At 51.8% G+C, this 24,829-nt stretch carries 28 protein-coding genes, 1 tRNA gene, 2 rRNA genes and 1 riboswitch; of the genes, 9 read left to right on the top strand and 22 right to left on the bottom strand.

The features are described 5' to 3' along the window. Positions 1-70: 70 nt before the first annotated feature. From rrf (H511_RS0119110) to metA, 4 genes are all read left to right on the top strand, one after another. Positions 71-186: ribosomal RNA gene (gene rrf, locus H511_RS0119110) — 5S ribosomal RNA — on the top strand. A 157-nt stretch (positions 187-343) separates the two neighbouring features. Further along, positions 344-419: transfer RNA gene (locus H511_RS0119105), tRNA-Thr, on the top strand. 7 nt (positions 420-426) lie between these two features. Next, positions 427-542, top strand: a 5S ribosomal RNA gene (gene rrf, locus H511_RS0119100). A 214-nt stretch (positions 543-756) separates the two neighbouring features. Then, positions 757-1,698 carry a homoserine O-acetyltransferase MetA gene (gene metA, locus H511_RS0119090; protein ID WP_027253769.1) on the top strand — a complete coding sequence of 314 codons (942 nt, stop codon included), beginning with the start codon at positions 757-759 and terminating at the stop codon, positions 1,696-1,698. Positions 1,699-1,766: 68 nt separating this feature from the next. On the opposite strand, the gene H511_RS0119085 is transcribed toward metA, so the two are convergent. After that, positions 1,767-3,104: a cation:proton antiporter gene (locus H511_RS0119085; RefSeq protein ID WP_027253768.1), complete on the bottom strand. Its 1,338-nt coding sequence runs from the start codon at positions 3,102-3,104 to the stop codon at positions 1,767-1,769. 199 nt (positions 3,105-3,303) lie between these two features. Between H511_RS0119085 and metH the strand changes: the two genes are divergently transcribed. Together metH and H511_RS0119075 are read left to right on the top strand one after the other, a co-directional pair. Further along, entirely contained in the window at positions 3,304-6,972 is a 3,669-nt protein-coding gene (metH, locus tag H511_RS0119080) for a methionine synthase (RefSeq protein ID WP_027253767.1), read from the top strand. Positions 6,973-7,521: 549 nt separating this feature from the next. Further along, positions 7,522-8,508, top strand: coding sequence for an Abi family protein (locus H511_RS0119075; protein WP_211225224.1), 987 nt, complete (start codon positions 7,522-7,524; stop codon positions 8,506-8,508). Positions 8,509-8,672: 164 nt separating this feature from the next. Here the strand turns inward: H511_RS0119075 and H511_RS24705 are convergent, their stop codons facing one another. From H511_RS24705 to H511_RS0118975, 19 genes are all read right to left on the bottom strand, one after another. Next, complete coding sequence (locus H511_RS24705) at positions 8,673-8,810, bottom strand: hypothetical protein (RefSeq protein WP_155804952.1); 138 nt, start codon at positions 8,808-8,810, stop codon at positions 8,673-8,675. Further along, complete coding sequence (locus H511_RS0119060) at positions 8,807-9,223, bottom strand: hypothetical protein (RefSeq protein WP_027253765.1); 417 nt, start codon at positions 9,221-9,223, stop codon at positions 8,807-8,809. The genes H511_RS24705 and H511_RS0119060 overlap by 4 nt, the downstream gene beginning before the upstream one ends. Before the next feature lie 9 nt (positions 9,224-9,232). Next, entirely contained in the window at positions 9,233-9,685 is a 453-nt protein-coding gene (locus H511_RS0119055; RefSeq protein WP_036760018.1) for a hypothetical protein, read from the bottom strand. Continuing rightward, a complete protein-coding gene (locus tag H511_RS0119050) occupies positions 9,615-9,962 on the bottom strand; it encodes a hypothetical protein (protein WP_027253763.1) in 348 nt (115 codons plus the stop codon). Before H511_RS0119050 ends, H511_RS0119055 begins: the two co-directional genes overlap by 71 nt. Further along, entirely contained in the window at positions 9,959-10,456 is a 498-nt protein-coding gene (locus H511_RS0119045) for a hypothetical protein (RefSeq protein ID WP_027253762.1), read from the bottom strand. The genes H511_RS0119050 and H511_RS0119045 overlap by 4 nt, the downstream gene beginning before the upstream one ends. Further along, entirely contained in the window at positions 10,449-11,270 is an 822-nt protein-coding gene (locus tag H511_RS0119040; protein WP_027253761.1) for a hypothetical protein, read from the bottom strand. The genes H511_RS0119045 and H511_RS0119040 overlap by 8 nt, the downstream gene beginning before the upstream one ends. 4 nt (positions 11,271-11,274) lie before the next feature. Beyond that, positions 11,275-11,733, bottom strand: a complete 459-nt coding sequence (locus H511_RS24205; RefSeq protein ID WP_051288320.1) for a hypothetical protein — start codon at positions 11,731-11,733, stop codon at positions 11,275-11,277. Between the two features lies 1 nt (position 11,734). After that, entirely contained in the window at positions 11,735-12,004 is a 270-nt protein-coding gene (locus H511_RS0119030) for a hypothetical protein (RefSeq protein WP_027253760.1), read from the bottom strand. Continuing rightward, positions 12,001-12,183 carry a hypothetical protein gene (locus H511_RS0119025; protein ID WP_027253759.1) on the bottom strand — a complete coding sequence of 61 codons (183 nt, stop codon included), beginning with the start codon at positions 12,181-12,183 and terminating at the stop codon, positions 12,001-12,003. The genes H511_RS0119030 and H511_RS0119025 overlap by 4 nt, the downstream gene beginning before the upstream one ends. 3 nt (positions 12,184-12,186) lie before the next feature. Beyond that, positions 12,187-12,453, bottom strand: a complete 267-nt coding sequence (locus H511_RS0119020; protein ID WP_027253758.1) for a hypothetical protein — start codon at positions 12,451-12,453, stop codon at positions 12,187-12,189. A gap of 9 nt (positions 12,454-12,462) precedes the next feature. Beyond that, complete coding sequence (locus tag H511_RS0119015; RefSeq protein ID WP_027253757.1) at positions 12,463-13,362, bottom strand: major capsid protein P2; 900 nt, start codon at positions 13,360-13,362, stop codon at positions 12,463-12,465. Positions 13,363-13,364: 2 nt separating this feature from the next. Continuing rightward, positions 13,365-13,490 carry a hypothetical protein gene (locus H511_RS25155; RefSeq protein ID WP_027253756.1) on the bottom strand — a complete coding sequence of 42 codons (126 nt, stop codon included), beginning with the start codon at positions 13,488-13,490 and terminating at the stop codon, positions 13,365-13,367. Between the two features lie 126 nt (positions 13,491-13,616). Continuing rightward, on the bottom strand, positions 13,617-14,399 hold the full coding sequence (locus H511_RS0119005; RefSeq protein WP_027253755.1) for a hypothetical protein: 783 nt from the start codon (positions 14,397-14,399) through the stop codon (positions 13,617-13,619). Next, positions 14,362-14,874, bottom strand: a complete 513-nt coding sequence (locus H511_RS23805; protein ID WP_051288319.1) for a hypothetical protein — start codon at positions 14,872-14,874, stop codon at positions 14,362-14,364. The genes H511_RS0119005 and H511_RS23805 overlap by 38 nt, the downstream gene beginning before the upstream one ends. Beyond that, complete coding sequence (locus H511_RS23800; RefSeq protein WP_051288318.1) at positions 14,840-15,334, bottom strand: hypothetical protein; 495 nt, start codon at positions 15,332-15,334, stop codon at positions 14,840-14,842. Before H511_RS23800 ends, H511_RS23805 begins: the two co-directional genes overlap by 35 nt. Beyond that, complete coding sequence (locus H511_RS23795) at positions 15,327-15,635, bottom strand: hypothetical protein (RefSeq protein WP_036760016.1); 309 nt, start codon at positions 15,633-15,635, stop codon at positions 15,327-15,329. Before H511_RS23795 ends, H511_RS23800 begins: the two co-directional genes overlap by 8 nt. 4 nt (positions 15,636-15,639) lie before the next feature. Beyond that, complete coding sequence (locus tag H511_RS0118985; protein ID WP_036760014.1) at positions 15,640-17,415, bottom strand: replication endonuclease; 1,776 nt, start codon at positions 17,413-17,415, stop codon at positions 15,640-15,642. Then, positions 17,415-17,603, bottom strand: a complete 189-nt coding sequence (locus H511_RS0118980) for a hypothetical protein (RefSeq protein ID WP_027253753.1) — start codon at positions 17,601-17,603, stop codon at positions 17,415-17,417. The genes H511_RS0118985 and H511_RS0118980 overlap by 1 nt, the downstream gene beginning before the upstream one ends. Before the next feature lie 9 nt (positions 17,604-17,612). Then, on the bottom strand, positions 17,613-17,849 hold the full coding sequence (locus H511_RS0118975) for a hypothetical protein (protein ID WP_036760011.1): 237 nt from the start codon (positions 17,847-17,849) through the stop codon (positions 17,613-17,615). Between the two features lie 122 nt (positions 17,850-17,971). Between H511_RS0118975 and H511_RS0118970 the strand changes: the two genes are divergently transcribed. Then, positions 17,972-18,739, top strand: a complete 768-nt coding sequence (locus tag H511_RS0118970) for a helix-turn-helix domain-containing protein (protein ID WP_027253751.1) — start codon at positions 17,972-17,974, stop codon at positions 18,737-18,739. Next, positions 18,736-19,743 carry a phage integrase gene (locus H511_RS0118965; RefSeq protein WP_027253750.1) on the top strand — a complete coding sequence of 336 codons (1,008 nt, stop codon included), beginning with the start codon at positions 18,736-18,738 and terminating at the stop codon, positions 19,741-19,743. Before H511_RS0118970 ends, H511_RS0118965 begins: the two co-directional genes overlap by 4 nt. A 138-nt stretch (positions 19,744-19,881) precedes the next feature. Here the strand turns inward: H511_RS0118965 and lysC are convergent, their stop codons facing one another. Next, positions 19,882-21,261: a lysine-sensitive aspartokinase 3 gene (gene lysC, locus H511_RS0118960; protein WP_036760008.1), complete on the bottom strand. Its 1,380-nt coding sequence runs from the start codon at positions 21,259-21,261 to the stop codon at positions 19,882-19,884. A gap of 103 nt (positions 21,262-21,364) precedes the next feature. After that, positions 21,365-21,546: riboswitch (Lysine riboswitch) on the bottom strand. A gap of 256 nt (positions 21,547-21,802) precedes the next feature. On the opposite strand from lysC, the gene H511_RS0118955 reads away from it, so the two are divergent. Continuing rightward, the gene (locus H511_RS0118955; RefSeq protein ID WP_027253748.1) at positions 21,803-22,921 is read left to right on the top strand and encodes a pyridoxal-phosphate-dependent aminotransferase family protein; all 1,119 of its coding nucleotides are present in this window, start codon (positions 21,803-21,805) and stop codon (positions 22,919-22,921) included. Positions 22,922-22,982: 61 nt separating this feature from the next. Here the strand turns inward: H511_RS0118955 and H511_RS0118950 are convergent, their stop codons facing one another. Beyond that, complete coding sequence (locus H511_RS0118950; protein ID WP_027253747.1) at positions 22,983-24,758, bottom strand: PglL family O-oligosaccharyltransferase; 1,776 nt, start codon at positions 24,756-24,758, stop codon at positions 22,983-22,985. Positions 24,759-24,829: the final 71 nt, after the last annotated feature.

The following is a 24,829-nucleotide window of genomic DNA, read 5'->3' as shown; positions in this document are numbered from 1 at the left end:
TGTGCTGAGAACACTAGTTACCTTTCCCAGATTGTGATTTATCGCCTGCGGGCGGTAGATAAAGCATTTGCTTGGCGACCATAGCGTTGCGGACCCACCTGATCCCATGCCGAACTCAGACGTGAAACGCAGCAGCGCCGATGGTAGTGTGGGGTCTCCCCATGTGAGAGTAGGACATCGCCAGGCTTTCATTGCCCATCTTGGGTGATAGCTCGCATCTTTTGATACTTGCGATGCTCATGTGCTAATGCACACTGCGCTTCTCAGTTCAAAATCTGCATCGCATCACGCAAGATGACCGAAACAAAGCAGTAAGCGTAAGACTTTGTTTAGATAAAATTTTGCTGGTATAGCTCAGTTGGTAGAGCGCACCCTTGGTAAGGGTGAGGCCCCCAGTTCAAATCTGGGTACTAGCACCAGAATTTGCTTAGCGACAATAGCGCTGTGGAACCACCTGATCCCTTGCCGAACTCAGACGTGAAACGCAGCAGCGCCGATGGTAGTGTGGGGTCTCCCCATGTGAGAGTAGGACATTGCTAAGCTCCCCCTTCAAAACCCAGCCTTTGGCTGGGTTTTTTCATTTCTGCTATCTGCTATTTTCAGCGTCTCTTCCGCTACTTCATTGCTTTCATTAGAATTATTCATTATCTCCTTAACTATCTATAATTCTTTTAATGCGGTAATGCTTGCAGTGTGAATAGAAATTCTATAATTTTTGGGTATCTGGACGTCTGTACATCTTAGGGAGAGCAACATATGCCCATTAAAATTCCTGATCAGTTACCGGCAACGGATATTCTCCGCAGTGAGAATATCTTTGTCATGTCTGCAAAACGCGCTGCCAGTCAGGAAATTCGCCCGCTGAAGGTATTGTTGCTTAATCTGATGCCGAAAAAAATTGAAACTGAAACTCAGTTTCTCCGTCTGTTATCCAACAGTCCCCTGCAGGTGGATGTTGAGTTACTGCGAATTGATAACCGCCCGACCAAAAATACGCCAACGGAGCATCTGGACACCTTCTACCGGCAGTTCGAAATGGTAAAGCACAGAAATTTCGACGGCTTGATTGTGACAGGTGCTCCGCTGGGCCTGGTGCAGTTTGAAGATGTGCTGTACTGGGAAGAAATCCAGGCCATTCTGAACTGGGCGAAAGGACATGTCACTTCGACCATGTATGTGTGCTGGGCCGCTCAGGCTGGACTTAAGCTGATGTACGATTTGCCTAAGCGTACCCGCAAAGAGAAATTGTCAGGTATCTACACCCATAGGGTTCACAATCCACATCACCCCCTTTTGAGAGGGTTTGACGATACCTTTTGGGCTCCCCACTCGCGCTATGCCGACTTCTCACCTGAGTTCTTATCCGAGCACACTGATCTGGACATTCTGGCCACCTCTGATCAGGCAGGTGTGTATCTGGCCACTACCAAAGATAAGCGCAATGTTTTCGTGACCGGGCATCCTGAATACGATGCTCATACATTACATAATGAATATATGCGTGATTTGGGGGAGGGGATGGAGCCCAAGATCCCGGTGAATTATTATCAGGATAATGATCCGGATAAACCGCCTGTGGCGAGTTGGCGCAGCCATGGTCATCTGCTGTTTGCTAATTGGCTGAACTATTGTGTTTACCAGCAAACGCCTTATGATCTGGAGCATTTCTCGGAAGACAAATTCACCAAGGACGACTGACTGACGTTGCCCTGACCATGAAAAAGACCTGCCAAAGCAGGTCTTTTTCATGGTCAGGGTTCAGGTATTCAGGATTTTGGATCGGTTTCCGGCTGTTGGTGGGGATGGGCGGTGGGTTTGTTGTCTTTCGCTTTGTTCGCTTCCCAGACTTTGGCTTTTTCGATCATAGGTGTGATGGTAGAGCCCTGGATCAGGATAGAGAACACCACAACCGAGTAGGTCATCACCAGAATAATCTCTTTCACATCAATGTTTTTTTCCGGAATGACGATAACACCGGCAGGGATCGCCATCGCCATTGCCAGCGCCAGGCCACCACGCAAGCCACCCCAGGTGAGGATTTTCACCGATTCGGGATTGTATTGGCGATAGCGCTTAAAGCCGAGGTACGACAGCTTCACACTCAGATAGCGCGCCAGCAGTACCAGCGGTACCGCAATCACCATCAGTGTCCAGTCTTCCTCATGGAAGCTGAATGACAGCATGCTCATACCAATCAGCAGGAAGAGTACACCGTTCAGGAACTCATCAACCAGTTCCCAGAAGTGATCCAGATGATCCTCACTCTCTTTAGAAAAGCCGATATAACGGGTCCAGTTGCCTATCATGATACCGGAGACCACCATAGCGAGCGGCCCGGACACATGAATCACATCGGCAAAAGCATACCCTGCCGTTGGGATCCCCAGGGTCAGCAGCAGCTCCATGGAGTGATCATCGGTCGAACTGATCAGGTAATGGAACAGCAGGCCGAGAACAAAACCATAGGTTATGCCGCCAATGGCTTCCTGCAGGAAAAGATGGCCAACGCCCAGCACAGTAGGGGCTTCATCACCAAAGGCGATGGTAAACAAAGTCACGAAGATGACCAGACCAAAACCATCGTTAAACAGCGACTCACCCTCAATCTGGGTGGAGATGCGGCGCGGTGCGTGCAGTTTTTTCACTATCGCCAGCACGGCTATCGGGTCAGTCGGTGAAATTAATGCGCCGAACAGCAGGCAGTAAATCAGGTCAAACTGGATTCCCAGCATCTGGCATATCCACCACAGACTGCCACCGATGAAGAAAGTGGAGAACAGTGTGGCCCCCAGAGCCAGAATGGTGATTTCCCATTTTTGATCTTCGAGATGTGGCAACTTGATGCCTAACCCGCCGGCAAAGAGCAGGAAGCCCAGTATGCCTTTTAGCAGAAAGCTTTCGAAGTCGATCTGACCCAGCTGTTCCGCTGCGATTTCTTCCAGGTGAAACCAGCCGTTGTGACCTGCGACCACAATCCCGAGCGATAAAATAATAGCACCGGCTGTGATGGCGATAGTGGTTTGCATCTTGCCTATTTTGTGGTTAATAAAGGCAATAACCATCGCGGCGGCGGCGAGAAAACAGAGGGTACTGTATACCGACATCCTTGATCCTCATCTGTTGTTAAAGTGTTAAGCAAAAATTGTGACAAAATATAAATGTTCGGGCCTCTGATAGCCATAAAAACTTTAGGCTTATGCTTGGATAATAAGTTTTCGTAAACGATGTATGGACGTCTAGATTTCCAATCAGGCTGTGATAGGATGTTAGCAGCTGATAGGTTTAAGTGTAAGGAAGTAAGCAGTGTCGAAGGGTACGGATTTATTACAAAAGCGACTTAAGGAACAGATCCTCATTATAGATGGGGGCATGGGCACCATGATCCAGAGCTACAAGCTGGATGAAGAGGATTACCGTGGTGAACGTTTTTCTGATTGGCATTCGGATCTTAAAGGCAATAACGATCTGCTGGTACTCACCCAGCCACAACTGATCAAGGATATTCACTCCGCTTACCTTGAGGCCGGCGCCGATATTCTTGAGACCAACACCTTCAACGCAACGACCATCGCCATGGCTGACTATGACATGGAGAGCCTGAGCGCTGAGATTAATTTCGAAGCGGCTAAGCTGGCCCGCCAGGCGGCTGATGAATGGACGGCGAAAACCCCGGACAAACCGCGCTTTGTGGCCGGTGTACTCGGTCCGACCAACCGTACCTGTTCAATATCGCCGGATGTCAACGATCCGGGTTTCAGGAACGTGTCGTTTGATCTGCTGGTAGAAGCGTATTCCGAATCAACCCGCGCCCTGATAGCCGGCGGGGCCGATATCATTCTGATTGAAACGATTTTTGATACCCTGAATGCCAAAGCCTGTGCGTTTGCCGTGGATACGGTCTTTGAAGAGCTGGGTGTGACTTTACCTGTCATGATTTCAGGCACAATCACCGATGCTTCCGGCCGTACCTTATCAGGACAAACTACTGAAGCCTTTTACAATTCTCTGCGACACGTTAAACCTGTTTCGTTTGGCCTTAACTGTGCATTGGGGCCGGATGAGCTGCGCCAGTATGTGGAAGAATTATCACGTATTTCGGAGTGTGCGGTCTCAGCGCACCCGAATGCCGGTCTGCCCAATGCGTTTGGTGAATATGATCTGGAAGCGGCTGAAATGGCCGAGCATATCAAAGAGTGGGCAGAGTCCGGCTTCCTGAACCTGGTGGGCGGTTGTTGTGGCACCACGCCAGAGCATATTCGTGAAATGGCCCGGGTGACGGCGAATGTCGCGCCCCGTCAATTGCCTGAGATCCCTGTGGCCTGCCGCTTGTCAGGTCTCGAGCCGCTGACCATTGAAAAAGACACTTTATTTGTCAATGTCGGTGAGCGCACCAATGTGACCGGTTCGGCCCGTTTTCGTCGCCTGATCAAAGAAGAGCTGTATGACGAAGCGCTGGAAGTGGCGCGTCAGCAGGTGGAAGCCGGCGCTCAGATCATCGATATCAATATGGACGAAGGCATGCTGGATGCCGAAGCTGCCATGGTGCGCTTTCTGAATCTGTGCGCTTCTGAGCCTGAAATCTCCCGCGTCCCTATTATGATTGACTCCTCCAAGTGGGAAATACTGGAAGCCGGCCTGAAGTGCGTACAGGGAAAACCCATTGTTAACTCAATTTCTCTCAAAGAAGGCAAAGAGAAGTTTGTTGAGCAGGCGAAACTGATCCGCCGCTATGGTGCAGCTGTGATTGTGATGGCGTTCGACGAGGTCGGTCAGGCCGATACCCGTGAGCGTAAGATAGAGATCTGTACCAATGCCTACCGCATTCTGGTGGATGAGGTGGGTTACCCGCCGGAAGATATCATTTTTGACCCGAACATTTTCGCGGTAGCCACCGGGATTGATGAGCACAATAACTACGCGGTGGATTTCATTGAAGCCGTAGGAGACATCAAGCGCACTCTGCCGCATGCAATGGTGTCGGGCGGCGTATCGAATGTGTCTTTCTCGTTCCGTGGTAATGAACCTGTGCGGGAAGCGATTCATGCCGTGTTCCTGTATCACTGTTTCAAAAACGGCATGGATATGGGCATAGTGAATGCCGGTCAGCTGGCCATTTACGATGATCTGGCAGACGAGCTGCGCGAAGCGGTGGAAGATGTTGTGTTGAACCGCCGGGATGATTCTACTGAGCGCCTGCTGGATCTTGCGGACAAATACCGGGGCAGCGGCGAAGCGGTAGAAGATAAAACGGCCGCCGAATGGCGCGGCTGGCCGGTCGATAAGCGTCTGTCCCATGCGCTGGTCAAAGGGATCACTGAGTTTATTGTTGAAGATACCGAAGAAGCCCGTCAGAACGCAGAAAAACCGTTAGAGGTCATAGAAGGGCCTTTGATGGCAGGGATGAACATAGTCGGTGATCTGTTCGGTGAAGGGAAAATGTTCCTGCCTCAGGTGGTGAAATCAGCCCGGGTGATGAAACAGGCGGTCGCCTATCTCGAACCTTACATCAATGCCGAGAAGCAGGCCGGGCGCACTAACGGCAAAATACTGCTCGCCACGGTGAAAGGCGATGTGCACGATATCGGCAAAAACATTGTCGGTGTGGTGCTGCAGTGTAATAACTACGAGATCATCGACCTGGGTGTCATGGTGTCTTGCGACAAGATCCTGAAAGTGGCCAAAGAAGAGAAGGTCGATATTATCGGTCTCTCCGGGCTGATCACTCCTTCACTCGATGAAATGGTGCATGTCGCCAAAGAAATGGAGCGTCAGGGCTTTGATCTGCCTCTGCTGATTGGCGGGGCAACCACCTCCAAGGCCCACACGGCGGTCAAAATTGAGCAGAACTACCATGCCCCGGTCGTTTATGTCTCAAACGCCTCGCGTGCTGTCGGGGTATGTTCGGCACTCTTGTCGGATGTCCAGCGACCGGCGTTTGTTGAGCGTCTTGACCAGGAATACGAGGTGGTGCGTGAACAACACGCCCGCAAGCGTCCACGAAGTGCCCCTGTCAGCCTGGAAGCTGCCCGTGCCAATAAAGTGGCGATCGACTGGAATAGCTACACCCCTCCCGCGCCGCAAAAACCGGGGATCCACGTGTTCAAGGATTTTGATATTGCGACCCTGCGGCGTTATATCGACTGGACGCCCTTCTTTATGACCTGGTCGCTGAGCGGCAAATATCCCACTATTCTGCGTCATGAAGTCGTGGGTCAGGAAGCCCAGCGCTTATTTGACGATGCCAACCAACTGCTGGATGAGATCGAAGCCAGCGGCATGATCAAGGCCAATGGCGTCTGTGGTTTGTTCCCGGCCAATAATATTGGTGATGATATCGAAGTCTACACCGATGAGAGCCGAACCCAGGTGCTGACAACCTTGCGCGGACTGCGCCAGCAGACAGAAAAACCCAAAGGGCCGAATTACTGTCTGTCGGATTACATTGCCCCGAAAGAAAGCGGTAAAGCTGACTGGATCGGAGCCTTTGCGGTAACCGGCGGTATCGGTGAATATGAGATTGCCGATCAGTTCAAAGCCAAAGGCGACGACTACAACGCGATCATGATTCAGGCGGTGGCTGATCGTCTTGCCGAAGCCTTTGCCGAATTCATGCACGAGACTGTCCGCAAGGAGATCTGGGGCTATGCGCCGGACGAGAACCTGAGCAACGAAGATCTGATCCGTGAAAAATACCAGGGTATCCGGCCTGCGCCAGGCTATCCCGCTTGCCCTGAACACACAGAGAAAGGCGAGATTTGGAAGCTGTTGGATGCTGAAGCCAATACCGGCATGATCCTGACGGAAAGCTACGCCATGTGGCCGGGCGCAGCCGTATCGGGCTGGTACTTCTCACACCCGGAATCGCGCTATTTTGCCGTCGCCCAGATCCAGCGCGATCAGATGGAAAGCTACGCCGAGCGTAAAGGCTGGGATGAGCTTGAAGCGGAGAAATGGCTGGGGCCAAATCTTTGATGCTTGTTCACTGAAGACAAAAAGGCGCTCATTGAGGGCCTTTTTTATTACTGTAAGGTGCTGTTTTAATTATGTTTTTTGTTTATTTGTGGCCACATAATGCCCACGACATAAATTTTTAATGGGCAGGGTATAGATCTGAAATCACATGCAGTAATAGATACTTTGGTAAAGAGGGTGCTAGATACAAAGTAAAGCCTAGCTTAACAATCCGGTTTTGTAGGTGAAGGTGCAGACTGTTTGAGATTAATCTAGTGCAAGTGAGAGGATACTGAAACCTGAGTTTTCTTTGGCAGATGTATACGCGATTGTATCTACATCAACTACGTTCAAAATTTTGATAAAACAAAGCCCTCACATTGGAGGGCTTTGTTCTCTTGTGCCATTGTGTTAGAAATATCACCGTATTTCAGGGAAAGGGTTCTACACTAGCTAAAAACTCTTTGTGCCATTGCGCTAGACATTTCGAAGGGTTTAACTTCGGAGGGGTCTGCACCAGCTATGTCAATAATACGATACCCTATGTCACAAGTCAAATCACGAAAGCTAATGCTAACCGGTGAATATGCTAAGCTAGCTTTAAATGAGAACAAGCGAAGAAAAATGAAAGAGTCAATACGTTACGAAAAAGTCAAACCGTATGTTTCTGGGCCAAGAATTGGTACTTATGAAAACTTTTTCCAAGAACATTCGGTTGAAGAGATTTATGGCGTCTATCTTTGGAACAAGGTGTTATGCGGCTCTATTTATCCTTTGCTCCAAGCAACTGAAGTCGCATTAAGAAATGCAATCAACGCACCTGCGGAAAAAGAATTTGGAAGCTATTGGTATGAGGCCATAGAGCACAATTTGCGTAATAAACGTCGTAACACGCAAGACTACAACCATACTAACCTTATAAACAAATTCGAATTAGCTAGGAAAAATGTTGTAAAAAAGCTCAACGAATCAAGAAAGAAAGCTAATCTTACAGCATTGCCCTCAACTCATCAGCCAGATTTTAATCTTGTTGTTGCTGCAACAGACTTTAGCACATGGGAGTTTGCACTTCATACTTGCCACTATAGAGTCAATAACTCTAATTTTCTTTGGCCTAAGTTAAGTAAAAAAGCTTTTAAAAATTGGCCAACCCAAAGTTCATCAGATTTTCACAAACACATATATCCAATTGTTTCAGAATTAAGGCAGTTTAGAAACCGTCTTTCTCATCATGAACCACTGTGGAAAGGTATCTCAGTTACAACAGAGGAAGAAGCCCTTAAGTTCCTCTCAAATAAAATTGATAAAATTGAAGAGCTTATACGTATAATCTCCTCAGAGAAGACACAGTTGCTAAATCTGCAAAATTTAATAGTAAAAGCCAGATTTACCGCTTCAAAAGAGATGCTGGATCAATGCCGCTATCGCTCAAAAGGAAAGCAAATCAGCATACGGAAGAAGAAAAAACTAAAACAATTCTTACAAGAGTTAAAACAAAAAAAATCACCAATGCTAGTTAATGTTGCTGGTCAAAGTTACTTAGTAGAAGCAATTTGACCAATACTTAACACCCATAACTTAAATGCCCACCTGTTAGGTGGGCCATAGTTTATTTTCTCACACGCTTCCGCTTCACCGTCGCATTCTTCGCTTTCACCACACGGCCCCCTTTGGCGAATCGGTAGCCTTTCTTCAGTGTGCCGTTACTTTTCAGTCCAGTCTTAGCCATGCTTTTTCCCCAGCTGTACGTTAGTTTCCAGTATTGTTAGCCGCTTGTCCTGCTTGTACAGCACGATGAGCAGCGCGATCATGGTGGGCGGTAAGCCCATCGCGGTCAGTTGTTGCAGTATTTCTATCAAGTCGGTTTCCCTCTGAATTTGTGTGAGAAGAATTCCAGCAGGTAGCGCACCATAGAGCGCATTCCCAATACGTCGACGACGATAGCCCCGACCACGTACCAGTAAGGCTCTGGGATGCTGCTGAGCGCCTGAAAACCTGCATCCACATACACCGCGTAATCAGGCCAGAAGCACAGCACCAAGGGCGTGAACACAACCAGTAAGATAAATTCATCTTTCCAGCCCCGGCCCTTGATACTCAGCTCGTCCAGATTGGCCGCTTTCTCGTCGCCGTATTCCAGCCGTTTTAACCTGGCGGCGTGTTTGGCCTGCTCCAGCTCGTCTTTGCGTTTCAGGGCTTCGGCCTTGTTGCGGCTGTGCTGTTGCCAAGCCGTCACCCCGCCCGTGATCAGATTCAATAATGCACCGAGCATCATTCCCCCTTATGCTGCCTGAATGCCCGCATTGAGCATCTTGGCGCTGTAGGGCTGCATGCCGTTCTCATGGCGGATAATCAGGGGCACGATGTCCATAGTTTCCGCTTCTGATAGCGAGGTGTCCGGGGAGACGCCCAGCGCCCCGGCGACGTGAGCCACATAAGCGCTGGTGTCATTTTCCACTGGCGGCGCCCAGCGATTGATGATGCCGCGCACCGTGGTCAGGCCGTGCAGGTTGCGATAGGTTTTCAGCGTCCGGGCCAGTGCACGGATGCCGTTTTCCGGTCTGTCGAAGATGACAAAGCGGCCATCGTTACCGACACGGCCACGCCATGCGGTGCCGTTGTCCTCAATATTGCCCGGATTGTTGTTTCGGATGCCTCGCGGCTTATACATCGTCATTGCTGCTAACCCCATCACCATCAGACTCAGTATCAATAAGATCTTGTTGCTGCTCATTGCGTGCCGCTTCCTCTGCTGCGTGTTGTTCGGCCATGGCTGTGACATAGCGTTTGTGTTCGTCAATCAGCCACCCATAGGCGGCGTTAAACACTGTGCTGTCGATAACCTGATTCGGGCGGTTATCGGTATATTCGATATGGCCCAGCCCAGTCAGGGTGTTGAAATCAACCGCCCATTCACCTTGCCGCATGGCATAGCCGCCGATGTGTCCCAAAAAGGCCGGCACACCATCAATGACGATGAGCTGATCCTGCGTGACTGCTGTAATTCTCATAGCTTCATAATCCAAATGACGGCCACTGACTTTTGACGCACATCGACGTGACCGTGGTTGTGTGATTGCCCGCTGCCCGGCGTGCTGACATAGGTGCTGGCGTTATGCAGCCGTAAGCCCAGTGTCCGCGGTGAAGATCGCCCCGTTTCGGCGTACGCACTCCAGCCGTTATTAGGCACTGAGCGATTCGCCACCCCCGCATTACTAATGCTGGAGATCTGAAAGTTACTGGTGCGCTGATAGGTCATGGACGAGCTGGGAAGCTGATTAGATGACAGGGTGTGATTGCCTGTCGCCCGGCTGTCCGTCCCGAAGGTCTGATTCGGACTGTATGCCCGGCCCGCGCCGACGATTGCCCGGTCGCACAAGTCCGGCGTGCCGTTCTGACCGTCACACAGCACCCAGCCCAGCGGGATAGATTCAAGGGGGCCGTTGTGGATCTTGATATCGCCGCTTTTCCAGCTCCCGCCGCCGCTACCGTGTAATCTAGCCATGGCGCACCTCTGCCAGTGTCCGCACCGTGGCCCCTTCCAGCGCATAGCCATACACCGCCGCTGCAGTATCCAGCGTCATGGATTCCCCCGCCGCGATATAAATGCCCGTCTGGTGATCCACGCCTTCTCCCCCGATAAACAGGGCTTTATCTGTCTGCACCAGTACAGACTGGCGCGTGTTATCTGCTGCGAGCAGTTGCGTTGTCGTTGCCTGCTCTAATGGGATCACCGCACTGGCGAGCGCATCACTGCGCGCCACCGCAACCAGACCACTGACTTGCTGCACCTGCGGCAGATTACCGACAGTGACCTGACCGTTCACGCTCTGCACTTCGGGCAGGTTGGTGATCGCCACTTCCCCGCGCACCGCCTGCACCTCAGGCAAATTGCCTACGGTGATCTTTCCGCTCACAGGCTGCACCGCGGGCCAGTTCGCAATAGACACAGGCGCATCAAACGACACGGGCACGGTCTGCTGAATGGCATCAATGGTCACGGGTTCGCGGATGCTGTGCACCTCCACCGCGCCACTGATAGCCACCGCGTCAGATTGGGTGTTTACCGGGATATCGGTTAACTGGTATTTGAGCGTGACCGTCGTGCTGTGATGGTTGTACAGCTCGATGGTCTCGAAGCCGCCCAGCGGCACCACGTCATTTTTCTTCAGCTCTGTACCAAGCTCCCGGTTCTGGGTTTTTGCCAGCAAGGTGACGGTATGGGAGCAGTCACGGATTAACAGGTACTGGCTAACCGCGGTGATAATTTTCTCACCCGCCTGTAGCGGTACTTCGATGATTTTCTGTGTCTGATACATCCCGCTACCTCTTAAGAACCACAACCAGCAACACCAAGCCGATGACCGCCGCAAAGGCCATCATGACGCGGGTATTCTGCTGCCCGACATCACTGGCGCCGCCCGTGTTGGCGCTGGCGTTGACGCTGTTCGCCAGTTGCATGGACTGCGAGGCCAGATGACTCTGGTTTGAGGCCATGCCACCAAGGGAATTCAGCGCCCCGTTGAAGGTTTCCAGCCCGAACGTCAAGGCATCGTTCAATGCGCTGCTGTTCGAGGCTAACGCGTTAGAGCCAAGGGTCATGGCATCACTGGCCATTTCCCCCGCGGCTTCCATGGCCCCGTGATCTGTCATGGTCACGGTGCCGCTGATGCCACTTAACATTAACCCGCTGTTATCACCGCTCACGCCCATGCTGTTGGAGGTGTTGGTGCTCTGGTTAATGTTCTGGTTGGTACTCTTTTTCGAACTGAGCAGACCCATATCAGCGCCCCTTCATGTAGAAAAACAGCAGCACCATGGCGGCAATCGCGACCACGATTAGCGTGTAGTTGGTAGACTTAGCCCCGAAGGTCACGCCCCCCGCCTCGAAGTTCATTTCGACCGGGCCGTTGGTGGTGGTCATCGGCCCGCTGTCGTTCACCGACTCCAGTGCACCAAGTGCCCCGGACATATCCATGCCGGGAAAGCCCATACTGGCCCCGGCGGCAGTTCCGGCCAGACTGGCTAAACCGCCAGAAGATGATCCGCTCACAGCGCCCCCTTTTTACGAAAATAGAGAAAGGCCAGCACCAGCACGATGACGCCCACGGCTATCACACCCGCACTCAGGTACTTAGTGCCATCTGCAGCGGTATAGCCGAGGGAGCCGCCCACAAGGGCGCCGCTGCCCCACAACACACCACCGCCGATTAAGAGAGGTACTAAAGGCATTGATTACCTCCGCATTATCAAAACGATGACCAACAGCAGGACAACCGCCCCGCCGATGATCCAGCCATAGTGGAAAGACTGGGGGCGCTGCTGGGTGACTGTCGCCGTGTTGCCCGTCTCGTTGGCGCTCGGGTCTTGGGTGCTGTTCGGGGTCGGCTTGCTGTCGAGGTAATCATTCCACCAACCGCCTGCAAACTCCGTCGTGTCTTCCCACGCCCCGGTTAGCATGTCACTGCCCTTGTCCACTGCATCGTTGAGCCAATCCAGCATGTTGCCCCCTTAACCTGTGACCTGTGCCGCCGTGCGCTCAACGTCCAGATATTCAGTAATCACGGTGACGCTGCCCGCGGGCTTATGGGTCTTAAAGGTAAACAGCAACTCTTTGGCACGGGCCGTCGGGAACATCTCATTGCGGATAAAGCCGCGCATCAGAAAATCCAGATGGAACATGCCGTCCTGCCACATCAGATCGTTACGGTTCGCCATGTAACGCTCACGCCAGGCGGTGGTTTCATAGGCCACGTTGTCATCACGCTTGATTTCCAGCTCTTCAATCGCGTCAGTCATGAAGTGCATACGGCGAATGCTGCGCTTCATGTCGTTCGGCAGGGTGTTGAAGGTGTTGGTGCCCTGCGCGGGCATATCAATCTGCAAACGCTCGATACGTGGCAGATACATACGCACCGCCTGCGGGGTGTTCACTTCGGCGATCACTTCAAGGGTCGGCGTTTCCGGGTCACCATCCTTCTTAGCGCCGATATCCACCTGAATCTGCAGTGACTCGCCCAGCATGGTGACCAGTGAGGTCAGCTGCTGGCCGTCTTTGAGCTTCAATGACAAATCGGCAAAGGACACGATAAAGACCTGCTCACCCTGCGGGGCGAGCGCCGCGGGCACATCCATTTGCTTGTACTGCTCCAGCGTCTGAAAGAAGGTCGCCGGAATGCCGCTGATAAAGGCGTTACTGTTCAGGCGAAACGTGATTTCCAGCCGCTCTAACGGCAGGTTAGTGTTAAACATGAACGCATCAAACGTCTGGCCTGTCGGCACCGTCAGCGTTGAGCGGCCGTTATAGGTCACACCGCTGAAGCTCGACAGCTTCAGTTTCTTAACCCCTTGGTATTTGTAATTGGCAATGGCTTGCGCCTGCGCTTCTGGCGTTACTGCTATAACACTCATGATTAAAACCACCCGTTGCCGTAAATTGTTTCTTTCAGCGTCTTCAGCGAAGACACGTTGTTAATCACCGCAATGATCAGCAAAGTGACCACCACAGTGATCAGCATGACTTTGTGCTCTTTCTTCATAGCGTTCCTTTGTGTTGTTAGTTGAACCGTTTCGGTGCCGCTATGAAAACGACTTTTAGGCAGGTTGGGAATGAGGAGAAACCTATAGGTTAGGCGGGTAACCTATAGGTTTAAACGTGACAGGCATCACGCTAGTTTTTTGCTGTTTTTCCGGTAGCTCAGGGCCACTTTGCGGCCCGTCTGGCAGTTCAACGCCCCTTTCTGGTAGTTGCCCACGCCGTCCTCGACGTGGATGAAATCCGCGATCGGCTTGTTGATTTCCAGCTTGTTCATTTTGGCCGAGCGCAAGGCGGCAATGTCGGCCACGGGAACGGATTTCGCATCAGACAGGTACTTGGCATCATTCATTGAATTAACCGCGCACAAATACCATGTCGGTGACTGGGTGGTGATGGTTTTCGGCACTTCCTGCCCGCGCTGGAATACCGTAGTCACAATGCCGCCGTACTGGCGGGCACCGCGCAGCAGCTCCCCGGTTTTCCCTTTCAGGGTACCGGACGTGGGCGAGCAGGACGCCAGCTCTTCAATGCAGATTTCCAGCGGGGCTTTGCGGCCATCGAGCACCGACCACGCCGCGGCCGAGAAGAATTCCAGCTCCTCAAACACCAAGTCAGACGGGATATAGGCAATTTTAAAGGCGCTGTTTCCCTGACGGGCTTTGACCAGCGCTTTGAGGAAATCCGCCTTCGAATGGAAGCCTCTGACCTGCTGGCCCTGAAAGGGTTTCCCGGCGTAGTTTTCGTAAGGGTCAAAGAACACCGCCTGTGCCTTGGCGGTGATGAATTTTGCATGCTTGACCAGTGAAGTTTTACCGCTGCCGGTGCCGCCGATAATCACCCGGTGCAACGGGTCTAAGTGGGTATTGGAATTCTTAGGCCGCGGCAGGTTCAGGGTTGGCTTTTTCGCCATTGTCCACCTCCTGCTGTGCTTTCTCTTCTGCCAGTTGGGCGCGCTTCTCAGCCCGTAGCCCTTTCACCTGACGGGCCGTGACGCCACCCAAACCAATGACGGCCACCAAGAACAAGATCTCTTCCTTGTATTGGCCGAGCCAGTTCAACCACGTCGCCCCGTGCTTTTGCATCAGTGGGCCAGCGGCCTTTAATACCTTGGCCTTGGCTTTCTCGTCGTATTCAAAATCCAGACCAATCGCGAAGGTGATCGCCTGCTCTGACAGGACAAACCCCAAGTCGAGTAAATCAACCGCGGCTTCTGCCGCGTCTTCATCGTTGGCGGCGTCCTGCGCCACGTCATCCGGCTCAGGCACTTCCTGAGATTCAAGTTGCTGAATCGCTGCGCCCCAGTCCGCCCAGTCATCCGCCTGGGGTTGTTCTTCGACGAGATCAAACGCCTCAATTTGCTGCAAGTTTTCCGCTGTTGCTGTCATCTTTTTTTCCTTTACACAGACCAATTAAAATCATTACCAGTACAAATAACCCGACTAACCACGGATACAGGGTTTGCCAGTGGATTTTCGGGGCGCTTTTCTCAGGCTCTGTTAACGCGGGTAACCCGTCCTCACTGGTTTGGGAAACGCTCAGGCTAACGCTTTGAACCGAATCCGGAACCGTTTCCTGAACGGGTTCGCTAACGGTTTGAACAGGCGCGTCACCCAGCGCCTGAACCGTATCTACCTTGTGCTTTTCAATGTGCTCGTGCATTGACGTGCTGTTGGTACTGTTCCCGCAACGCGGGCAGCGGTAATAGAGCTTGCCAATATTGCGCGGGTTCTTCGGCGGCTCGCCGGACTCCATCAGGCGGTGCTCCCCGGTCATGTGTACTGTGCAGACCTCACCACACTCGGGCACGGTACAGCGGATATAGCCGCGGGTCGGGTTCTTACTCATCCTCGCCCCCTTCCAGCTTTGCCAAGCGGGCTTGTACTTCAGCCCGATAACCGGCGCGGGCTTTCGCGCTGATCCCGTCGAGCATTTCCAGCTTGTCAAAAAAGTCACCCGGCAGGCCGATAGCCTCCAGACTCAGGGAGCCGCCGCTGAACATCACGGCAGAGACCTTTTTCACCAACACTTTCATATCCAGCGCTTTGAGCTTTTCAATCTCGCCCTTCACCTCCACGGATAAGGCTTCCGCCGTATCAATGGCTTTCTCGGCGTGGCGTAGCTGCTGGGCGGTCATGGTTTCAATCATCAAATTATCCTCGGGTCACAATTAAGCGGTTATTTGCCAGTTTGAGCTGGCAATCTTTGTCTATTGGCACTTTGGCCCCGGCCAATATGGGTTTAATCAGGCACTGCACCCCGGCATGGCTCCATCCGGTCACCTGTTTTAAGTGCTCTCCGAGCATGGGGTTACAGTTATTTTCAGTGCTCCAAGGGGAGCCGCTCCGCGACTCTAACAGCGCCCCCAACTCAGACTTTTTCACTAATCGGTAGGTCTCGTTGCATGTCGAAATGAAGGTACTCACCCCTTCAGAGATCCAGTGAAAGCCAATGGCTTTTTTCACGCTCTCACCGTACTGGTTCTGTTTTTCTTCATAGGCCAACTGCGCATCAGCGGCGAGCTGGCAAAACAGCGCCCACTTAGAGGAATCCGCCGCCTGTCGCAGCGCTTCAAGTTTGGGGTCAATACGGGTTTGCGCTTCCGTGGCCCGGCGCAAATGGCGCCACAGGGAAACAGGCTCACCACCGAACTGCTGAAACTGGCGGATACGGTGAACCGAGGCCCAGGCACGAACGCGAAACGCGCTTTCTTCGGCTTCGGTGTCTGGCATGTGCTTGCCGTTGATGTTTTTCGAAACGTATTTCGCGATATACGCCGTAGCGCCGCCCTTGGCCGGGTCGGCTTCCTTGACGTCAAAGCGCGGGGAAATGTCGTCTCCCAGCTCGGCTCTGTCTTCACTGGTCGCCACACTGGATATGATGTGAACCAGGGTGTCTTTGTCTTTCGGATCGCAGAACAGAAAATAGTGGCCATGGCTGGTGCCGTCCTTGTGCGGCTCCGCCACGCGAAAACCGAAGTAATGAATATCTTCCTTGGCAATCAGGGCGCGGGCCTGCGCCCACTGCTGCATCAGATTGCTATGGCCTTCTTTGACCGTGGCCCCGTTCCACTTGCTGGAATTACGGTGGTACTTACTCGGCAGTGTCCACGTGATAAACAGCGCGGTATAACCCAAGTCCTGCGCCAGCTCTTCAAAGCCACGGGAACGCACCATCATTTCAATACGGCGGTTTTCCGGGTTAGCCGTGGTGCGCTTGATCACTTCTGCAAGGTCGAAGTGCTCCCCGGTGGCCTCGTTGTACACCGCGGTGTTCTGAATGAATCGTTCGGCTTCACGCTGCTTGTTCTTCCAGTTCTGGAAAGACGGATAGGAAATGTATTTAGTCTGGTGCCCCTTGTCGCCGACGCGCTCAAGGGCAATCTGTGCGTACTCAATGTACTGCGCCCGAAGGTGTAACAGGCGGCGCTCAATCCATTCTTCAGACTGCATTTTCAGCACTGAAGCGGTGAGCACTTGCTCGGCGCGCTCAATCTCCACCTTGCCACCGGGCAATACAGGCGGGTTAATGGAAATGGCGCGGATATTCTCAGCCAGCACAGAATAGATGTGCTTCATGGCCTCCAGAAAGCTGTCAAAAACCTGCGGGTCAATGTCTTTCATTGCCTGCATATTCTCATCAGCAACCAGACGGGCCAGCTTACGCACGGCCTCGTCTCGCATCAGAATGTTATGGTTTAAGCGCTCGGCATTGACCTTGTTGCGGCTGTCGACAAAGGAAAACTTGTTTTCAATGAAGGGGGCGACTTTCAAACCGAACTTCACCGCCTCATCACTGAAGCGGTCAAGGTTGTCACGTGTAGCCCCGCCGCGCTGCTGGCGGCTGGCTATCTTGGTGCGGATATCCTGACGGACAACTTGCGGGAGACGCTTCAAGAAATGACGAGTAAAAACCGTACCGTGTTGCATTACTCATTAACCTCATAGCAGCCTGTTGGCGTGCATTTGTAATTCATCGGGCGGGGTGTGTAGGTGCGTTTTCTTATCCCGTGCTTGTCCCGCAACTTACCCAGCAGGAACACAGCGCGCTGGCGTTTCTCGGGATCAGGGCTGACCATGCCAGCCATGTCCGGGCAAGGGGCGTGAATCGGATCCATGCATCCCCCTTAAATCGCTGATTTCCAATCTTGATACTGTTCTGCCTGTTCTATAGCCAGTTGCTCAAGCGCCCTCATATTGATGAAATTCAGGCCTCGCTCGTTTCGCTCACGTTTCAGTACAGGCAACATGCCCCGTTTTATCTGGCCTCGAACAGCATCAAGAGTCTGTCCTGTTATCTCTGCATACATCTGAGGGGTTACAAACGGAGCATTATGTTGACGGATGTTGTTTTCTGTTTTCATTTTTTAACCTATCATTACCTTTCGTGTGCGTTTCTTGCTGAAACCTGATTAGTTACCTTTGATAACCTTTCAGCATTAACGCACGACAACCCCACATCTGTCAATAATGGAAATGATTGGTTATGAAGGAATGGTATCTAACGACTGAACTATGTTTGCTTGACAGCATGCCGAACAGTAGACAAGCGGTGGCCGCAAAAGCCATTAGAAACAATTGGTTAAAAAGAAAGGCTCAAGGGAAAGGAAGTGCTATTGAGTACCACATTTCGAATTTACACGAAGAAACACAAAAAGCACTAATCGAAAAATATGGAACAGATGTTGAAAAAAAGAACAGTCTGGAGACCATGAGGGAATTAAAGGAAACCGGAGAGAAATATAGGGAGCTGGAATATACGAAACCTTTGAAATCACAAAAACCAGAGCCAAACGCATCTGCGATTTTTGAAGCACTACCTGTGAATGAAGTGGATACCATAGACATTCCAGAGTTTAACGTTCAAGCCGCCGCCGGGGCTGGCTGTCTTAGTAATACGGAATATCAAACAAGCGTGTTTACAGTATCAACTGCATTAGTTCGAAGCCTCGGGCTTCTCCCTGAATACTCAGCAATTGTATTTTGCTCGGGTGAAAGCATGCTGCCGACCATGGACGATGGTGATCGCATTCTTGTTGACACCAGAGAACTAACTGAACCTGTAAAAGATGGGATCTATGTCATTCGTATTGACGAAATGGTTTATGTTAAGCGATTGAAATGGAATATTTTAAATCAAAGCTACAAAGTGGTTTCTGATAATCCCAGTTATGACGATTTCGAAATGGCAGGGGAAGATCTCAAGCGTCTTCAAATCATCGGTCGTGCTGCAATGGTGATGAGATCACTATGAGCATTAAAAAAGATGGCGATAAATGGCTGGTCGATATCAGACCAGCTGGGAGGGATGGCAAACGCTTCAGGCGGAAATTTGACAAGAAAGCTGAAGCATTGGCTTACGAAAAATACATTCTTGCAAGGGCACATAACAAAGAGTGGTTAGGCCCTCCAGTAGATAATAGGAAACTATCTGAACTGATTGAAATATGGTGGAAAAAGTCAGGGCAATTTAAAAGGACGGCGAGTAACTATCTGAAAAAAGTTGAATTGATCTGTACTGAGCTAGGTGATCCGCCTGTCAATAAGATTGATAACAAATTGCTTTCTGAATGGGTGCACTACAGACAAGAGAAGGGACAGAAGCCAGCAACGATTAGCCGCTTGATAAGCACTGTAAGTAATGTTTTTACAGTGCTTGCCTCTACAGGGGATTTCACAGGTACTCATCCGATAAAAGGATTTAAGCTACCCAAAATTACCCGAAGAGAAATGACATTTTTAACAGAAAACCAAATCAGTCAGTTATTGGATGCAGTGAAGCATGATAAAGAACTGATGATGGCCGTTGAAATATGCTTAGCAACAGGCTCAAGATGGAGAGAAACAATCACATTAAAAGCAAGCAACCTCTCGCCATACCGGATCCGGTTTACCAACACAAAAACAGGGAAACCAAGAACAGTTCCAATCAGTGAGGAGCTGTATCACCGTATTTACCCTCAAACAGGAAGCAACGTATTTTCATACGATCCACAATTGGAACTATATGAAATCTTGGAGAAACTTGATTTTGGTTTACCTAAAGGGCAAAAGGTGCATGTATTGAGGCATACTTTTGCTAGTCACTTTATCATGGCAGGGGGAAACATCCTCACACTGCGAGACATACTTGGTCATTCAAGCATTGCTCAAACGATGGCATACGCCCATCTCGCACCTGATCACCTGGTAGACGCAGTAAGGTTCAATCCGCTGAGTAAAATGGCAGATAGAGCGTCCACATTGTGTCCACTTTAACTACCTTTCTTAGACTAATATGACCCATAAACCATATAAAAACCATTCAAAATCAACACCATACAATTTCATTACCTTTCTTAAACCATAAAAAAAGGCCCTCAATGAGCGCCTTTTTTGCAGGAATTGGAGGTGAAATTACTCAAAAATCTTACGGTGCAGACTCTGAGCAATCGGCATGGCATGCTCGGTTTTGACCAGGAAGCACAGATTGTGCGGGCTGGCGCCGTAGCAAATCATGCGCAGCTTGTACTCGTCCAGCGTATTGAATACGGTACTGACTGAACCGGCAGTCTGGCTCATGCGGTTACCAATCAGAGAGATCAGGCACAGGTCCTGTTCAATCTCAACGCGGCACAGTTCGCTGAGCGCGGCATGTGCTCCCGGAGGCAGCGTGGGTGCGCCACCGCCAGTATCGGTCTGATCCATGGTCAGAGAGACGCTGACTTCAGAAGTCGAAATCAGATCAACAGAGACTTTATGTTCAGCCAGAATCCGGAAGACTTCGGCCAGGAAGCCATAAGCATGGAACATGTTGAGGCTGGTCAGGGTGATCAGCGTCTGGTTCGAACGCAGTGCCAGCGCACGGAACAGCGGTGCTTCGGTAACAGACTTGCGGATCCAGGTGCCGCCTTGTTCTGGTGCTCTGGACGATCCAACAAACACCGGTATCTGACGGCGAACGGCCGGGATCAGTGTCGATGGATGCAAGATCTTGGCACCAAAGTTCGCCATCTCAGAGGCTTCGCTGAAGCTGATTTCTTTGATTGGCGTGGCTTTCGGCGCAATACGCGGATCGGTGGTGTACATACCAGGGACGTCAGTCCAGATTTCCAGTGTGCCGGCATCCACCGCTTCAGCCATGAGGGCGGCACTGTAATCACTGCCACCGCGGCCAAGCGTGGTGGTGCGGCCTTGCTCATCACTCCCGATGAAACCCTGAGAAACAACAATCTTATCCTGCAGCAGAGGTAACAGCTTTTCCTCTGTCAGCTGACGTATCATTTCCTGCTCAGGGCTGGCTTTACCAAAGCGGCTGTCAGTACGCAGCACGTCACGGATATCGTAACGCAACGCGTCGGCGCCCATTTCACGCATGATTTGCGTAAACAGGTGGGTAGACAGCAACTCACCGTTGGCAACCAGCTGATCTGTCAGCTCTGCCGACTTGTGTTCTGCGGCTTTTATAGCCAGTTCGCCGACCTGAACGAGCAGTTCATCAATGTGACCGGCCACCGCTTCAGGCTGCTGTAAATCCGCCAGCACGCTGTGGTGAATGGCGCGAAGACGCTCCATCAGGCTATGTCGGTGCTCGGCATCGGCTACGCCGTTGGCCAGTTCGACTAAAATATTAGTCACACCGGAACACGCACTGATCAACACCAGTTTGGTTGTCGGATTATTGATAACTATCTTAGCACTGCGGCTCATTGCAACGAAATCAGCCACACTAGTGCCGCCAAATTTTGCGACTGTGATTTCAGCGTTCAACGCTGAAGAAGAAATTACAGGGCTCAATGTGATCTCCCACTTAACAAAGCGTAAACATGGGGCAAAATTTGGGGAATCTTTCCGACTTGAGTGTCAGAAGAGCCATTAGGCGAGACGTACTAAGACTGCTGCTACCAGAAGCTCTCCACCTGCACTGGATGATGCAGGTGACAGCCAGAAGGATTCAACCTTCAAAGCCGATACGGCAAGCCCCCTGTCTTACCGTATCTCGGCGTTGCTCCCCCTCTCTATGGTGCTTTGGGGTGGGGCCCCGCCGCATAGATACCTGGATAACGCGCCTCTTCCGTTTTCACCTGAAAAATGAGCTTTCTCAGGGTGAACAAAAATTGCCCTTATTGAATATGAGAGGGGGGGCTTTGTCAATGCTTGAATGCATTTTTCTGTGTCAAGATTGTTACTGACTTTGCATAAATTTGCCTGCCTGGTTTCAGGTACGGGTGGTTCTGTTATGCTCGCTGGGAATGCCCTGCGAAAGCTACTGTTGCCAACAATAATTAATGCACTGAATTATAAGTAACTTATGTGTCTGTGCAGATGGAGAAGCCTTATGACAATTCAAAGTTTTTACCCGCCTCAACGCATACTGATGGGACCCGGTCCGTCGGACATCTATCCGCAGGTTCTGCAGGCACTCAGTCGCCCGACTGTCGGCCATCTTGATCCGCTGTTTATCGGAATGATGGATGAGCTTAAGCAACTGCTTCAGTATGCATTTCAGACCACCAACCCATTTACTATAGCGGTCTCTGCGCCGGGCAGTGCGGGAATGGAAGCCTGTTTCGTCAATCTGGTTGAGCCGGGCGAGAAGGTGATCGTCTGCCGTAACGGGGTTTTCGGCGAGCGGATGCGGGAAAATGTTGTGCGCTGCGGCGGTGAAGCTGTGCTGGTGGATAATGAATGGGGAGAGCCGATTGATCCGCAAGCCGTTGAAGCCGCGCTCAAAGCTCATCCGGATGCGAAAATACTGGCGTTTGTGCACGCGGAAACCTCAACCGGTGCACTGAGCGATGCGGAAACCTTATCCCGCTTGGCCCGCGACTATGACTGCCTGACGATTGTTGATGCTGTCACTTCGCTGGGCGGGGTGCCGCTGAAAGTCGACGAATGGCAACTGGATGCCGTGTATTCCGGTAGCCAGAAGTGCTTGTCCTGCGTACCGGGCTTGTCGCCGCTGACTTTTTCGCCGCGGGCTGTTGAGAAAATTCAGCAGCGTAAGACGCCGGTACAAAGCTGGTTCCTTGATCAGAGCCTGGTACTGGCCTACTGGAGCGGTGAAGGTAAGCGCAGCTATCACCATACTGCCCCGGTCAACAGCTTGTATGCCTTGCACGAAGCGCTGGTTCGCTTGCAACATGAAGGGCTGGAAAAGGCCTGGCAGCGCCATGCCGAGATGCACCAGTTATTGCGCGCGGGCCTGGAAGCTATGGGGATCCGCTTTGTGGTGGATGAGGCAAGCCGTTTGCCGCAACTCAATGCGGTTTATATTCCTGACGGCGCTGATGATGCGAAAGTGCGTCAGACCCTGCTGGAAGACTATAACCTGGAAATCGGTGCCGGCCTGGGGGCTCTGGCCGGCAAAGCCTGGCGCATTGGGTTGATGGGATACGGTGCGCGTAAAGAGAATATTGCGCTGTGCCTGAAAGCACTGGAAGAGGTGCTGAAATAAGTATCAGCGCAGGAAAAAGCGGTTGCCTCTGGGGCAGCCGCTTCTTTTTTAGGACAAAGGCTCAGCCGTTGTCTGCTTGTGCTATCTGCGGCGAGGCCGTCACGGTTTTTGGTTTGTATAGCTGAGGTAAGGCGTCATCGCTGAAATCGACCCCCGGGAAAAGATACCGGGCTTCCTGGCGAACCTGCTCAGCTTGATAGGTGTTTGCTAATGCCTGATGGGCGGTGATCAGAAACTGATACAGAATCGGCCTGGGCAGTTCTTTGGCTTTGTGGTTGGCCCAGTGGATGAAGCCTGTCAGCAACTCGGGATTATTGTGCTGAATGCCCATTTTCAACTGGGTCTGATAAAGATCCCATTCAAACCGGTTACGCCAGGCCCAGGTGTTATTGACCTTATCCAGGGCAGTTAAATCGGGCGGCGTCGATGATTCAAAGCGGGTCAGCATGGCACCTGAATATAAGGTGGTGGCCATAAAGAGACTGACGACGACAGGCAAAAGCATGGCGCTGATTCTGAAGGGTTTATAAAATCGCAGTGTCTGTTTGAAATATTTCGCACTCAAGGCATCAACCCAATAGATCAGGAACACAAAAATAATCCAGTGGATCAGTGAGTGGTAAAAGGGGTATTCGAGCTGGGTATGCAGCGTAATTGGAAACAGGAGCGCGACCAGAGCCAGCTGGGTGTTGGCTGGCGCGCGACGAATTTTGGCCAGCACCGCCGCTGCCGTAATCAGCAGTGCCAGGATAGGTAAAATGCCCCCTTCACTGGCCCAGAACAGCAGTTCGTTATGAGGGTGATCCAGTCCGGGTAAACCATGGGGCGTGTCAGGATCAGCCTGATGCGCTTGTGCTGTCTGCATCAGATAAGCGGGTTCAAAGTTGCCATAGCCGACGCCCGTGACCGGAGCATGCAGGAACATGTCCAGCGCTTGCGGGTAGATGACTGCGCGGGCACTTTCCAGCGACACCCTGCCTGGCTGCGGACTCCAGTTCAGGCTGCTGGTCAGGTTCCAGGTCACGCTTAATCCCATGACCACCATCATTAGCCACATTCGCCACTGTACCCTGGCCGCAAACTGCATCAGGTAAGGCAGGATAAGTAATATTCCCACCACACTGGCAATCCAGCCGGTCCGCGAGCTGAGCACAAACAGCATGGGGATCACAGCCACTGGTGTTAATTGGAGGCCGAGATGGGAGAGTGTCCAGCGGCCCTGAACCATCGGCTGCCGTGCCAGCAGGTAGGCCGAGAGGATCAGCCCGGTAGCCAGGAAGCTGGCCATCACGTTGGGCTGCTGAAAAATACCGTAGGGTCGGTTGATATCCGTGTTATAGCCGATGCTGTTTTCCGGAGAGATCCACAGAAACTGGTACCAGGCCAGCGCGGCTTGCAGCCAGACCGCTTTTAAGATCAGCCAGAGTATTTGCTGACGCTGTGCCTGGCTGAAAGCAAACTGCTGCAGCGCCACGAAAAACAACCAGCCAGCCCAGAGGGTAATGATGCGGTTGATGGCGGCTTCCGGTCGCGCTTCCGGGAAGAGCATGGGGACAGACAGTATAATGCAGCAGCACAAGAGCACCAGCGTCAGGCGGGAATAACGCAATATTTTCTGCCGGCTGATCTCCAGCAGGCCAATTGCAATGGCAAAGCTGAAAGGGATCCAGCTACTGACATTAAAGGGTAACTCCAGCCCGGCTCCTCCCTGATTATGCTGAAAATAATGCATCGACAGCAGAAACAGAAAAGTCAGCGCCAGAATAAAAGGCCGCGTCAGTGGTTTACTGATGGTGGCAGCGGCCAGTCTGGTGCCCCTTAGTTGAATGACGGTCACGGTGTCCGGTCCCTCGGCAAATAGACAAAAAGTCAGGCTGAACACTCAGCCTGACAGAGTGCATGTGTGTA

It is taken from the genome of Photobacterium halotolerans DSM 18316 (genome assembly GCF_000425165.1).
Taxonomy (GTDB): domain Bacteria; phylum Pseudomonadota; class Gammaproteobacteria; order Enterobacterales; family Vibrionaceae; genus Photobacterium; species Photobacterium halotolerans.
The sequence above is the reverse complement of the archived record's forward strand: the minus strand, read 5'-3'. Positions and strand labels throughout refer to the sequence as shown.

Excerpts from the sequence above, each read along its gene's own strand:
- metA (WP_027253769.1), top strand. The coding sequence starts at position 757 with ATGCCCATTAAAATTCCTGATCAGTTACCGGCAACGGATATTCTCCGC.
- H511_RS0119085 (WP_027253768.1), bottom strand. The coding sequence starts at position 3,104 with ATGTCGGTATACAGTACCCTCTGTTTTCTCGCCGCCGCCGCGATGGTT.
- H511_RS0119075 (WP_211225224.1), top strand. The coding sequence starts at position 7,522 with ATGCTAACCGGTGAATATGCTAAGCTAGCTTTAAATGAGAACAAGCGA.
- H511_RS0119060 (WP_027253765.1), bottom strand. The coding sequence starts at position 9,223 with ATGCTCGGTGCATTATTGAATCTGATCACGGGCGGGGTGACGGCTTGG.
- H511_RS0119055 (WP_036760018.1), bottom strand. The coding sequence starts at position 9,685 with ATGAGCAGCAACAAGATCTTATTGATACTGAGTCTGATGGTGATGGGG.
- H511_RS0119050 (WP_027253763.1), bottom strand. The coding sequence starts at position 9,962 with ATGAGAATTACAGCAGTCACGCAGGATCAGCTCATCGTCATTGATGGT.
- H511_RS0119045 (WP_027253762.1), bottom strand. The coding sequence starts at position 10,456 with ATGGCTAGATTACACGGTAGCGGCGGCGGGAGCTGGAAAAGCGGCGAT.
- H511_RS0119040 (WP_027253761.1), bottom strand. The coding sequence starts at position 11,270 with ATGTATCAGACACAGAAAATCATCGAAGTACCGCTACAGGCGGGTGAG.
- H511_RS24205 (WP_051288320.1), bottom strand. The coding sequence starts at position 11,733 with ATGGGTCTGCTCAGTTCGAAAAAGAGTACCAACCAGAACATTAACCAG.
- H511_RS0119025 (WP_027253759.1), bottom strand. The coding sequence starts at position 12,183 with ATGCCTTTAGTACCTCTCTTAATCGGCGGTGGTGTGTTGTGGGGCAGC.
- H511_RS0119020 (WP_027253758.1), bottom strand. The coding sequence starts at position 12,453 with ATGCTGGATTGGCTCAACGATGCAGTGGACAAGGGCAGTGACATGCTA.
- H511_RS0119015 (WP_027253757.1), bottom strand. The coding sequence starts at position 13,362 with ATGAGTGTTATAGCAGTAACGCCAGAAGCGCAGGCGCAAGCCATTGCC.
- H511_RS25155 (WP_027253756.1), bottom strand. The coding sequence starts at position 13,490 with ATGAAGAAAGAGCACAAAGTCATGCTGATCACTGTGGTGGTCACTTTG.
- H511_RS0119005 (WP_027253755.1), bottom strand. The coding sequence starts at position 14,399 with ATGGCGAAAAAGCCAACCCTGAACCTGCCGCGGCCTAAGAATTCCAAT.
- H511_RS23805 (WP_051288319.1), bottom strand. The coding sequence starts at position 14,874 with ATGACAGCAACAGCGGAAAACTTGCAGCAAATTGAGGCGTTTGATCTC.
- H511_RS23800 (WP_051288318.1), bottom strand. The coding sequence starts at position 15,334 with ATGAGTAAGAACCCGACCCGCGGCTATATCCGCTGTACCGTGCCCGAG.
- H511_RS23795 (WP_036760016.1), bottom strand. The coding sequence starts at position 15,635 with ATGATTGAAACCATGACCGCCCAGCAGCTACGCCACGCCGAGAAAGCC.
- H511_RS0118985 (WP_036760014.1), bottom strand. The coding sequence starts at position 17,415 with ATGCAACACGGTACGGTTTTTACTCGTCATTTCTTGAAGCGTCTCCCG.
- H511_RS0118980 (WP_027253753.1), bottom strand. The coding sequence starts at position 17,603 with ATGGATCCGATTCACGCCCCTTGCCCGGACATGGCTGGCATGGTCAGC.
- H511_RS0118975 (WP_036760011.1), bottom strand. The coding sequence starts at position 17,849 with ATGAAAACAGAAAACAACATCCGTCAACATAATGCTCCGTTTGTAACC.
- H511_RS0118970 (WP_027253751.1), top strand. The coding sequence starts at position 17,972 with ATGAAGGAATGGTATCTAACGACTGAACTATGTTTGCTTGACAGCATG.
- H511_RS0118965 (WP_027253750.1), top strand. The coding sequence starts at position 18,736 with ATGAGCATTAAAAAAGATGGCGATAAATGGCTGGTCGATATCAGACCA.
- H511_RS0118955 (WP_027253748.1), top strand. The coding sequence starts at position 21,803 with ATGACAATTCAAAGTTTTTACCCGCCTCAACGCATACTGATGGGACCC.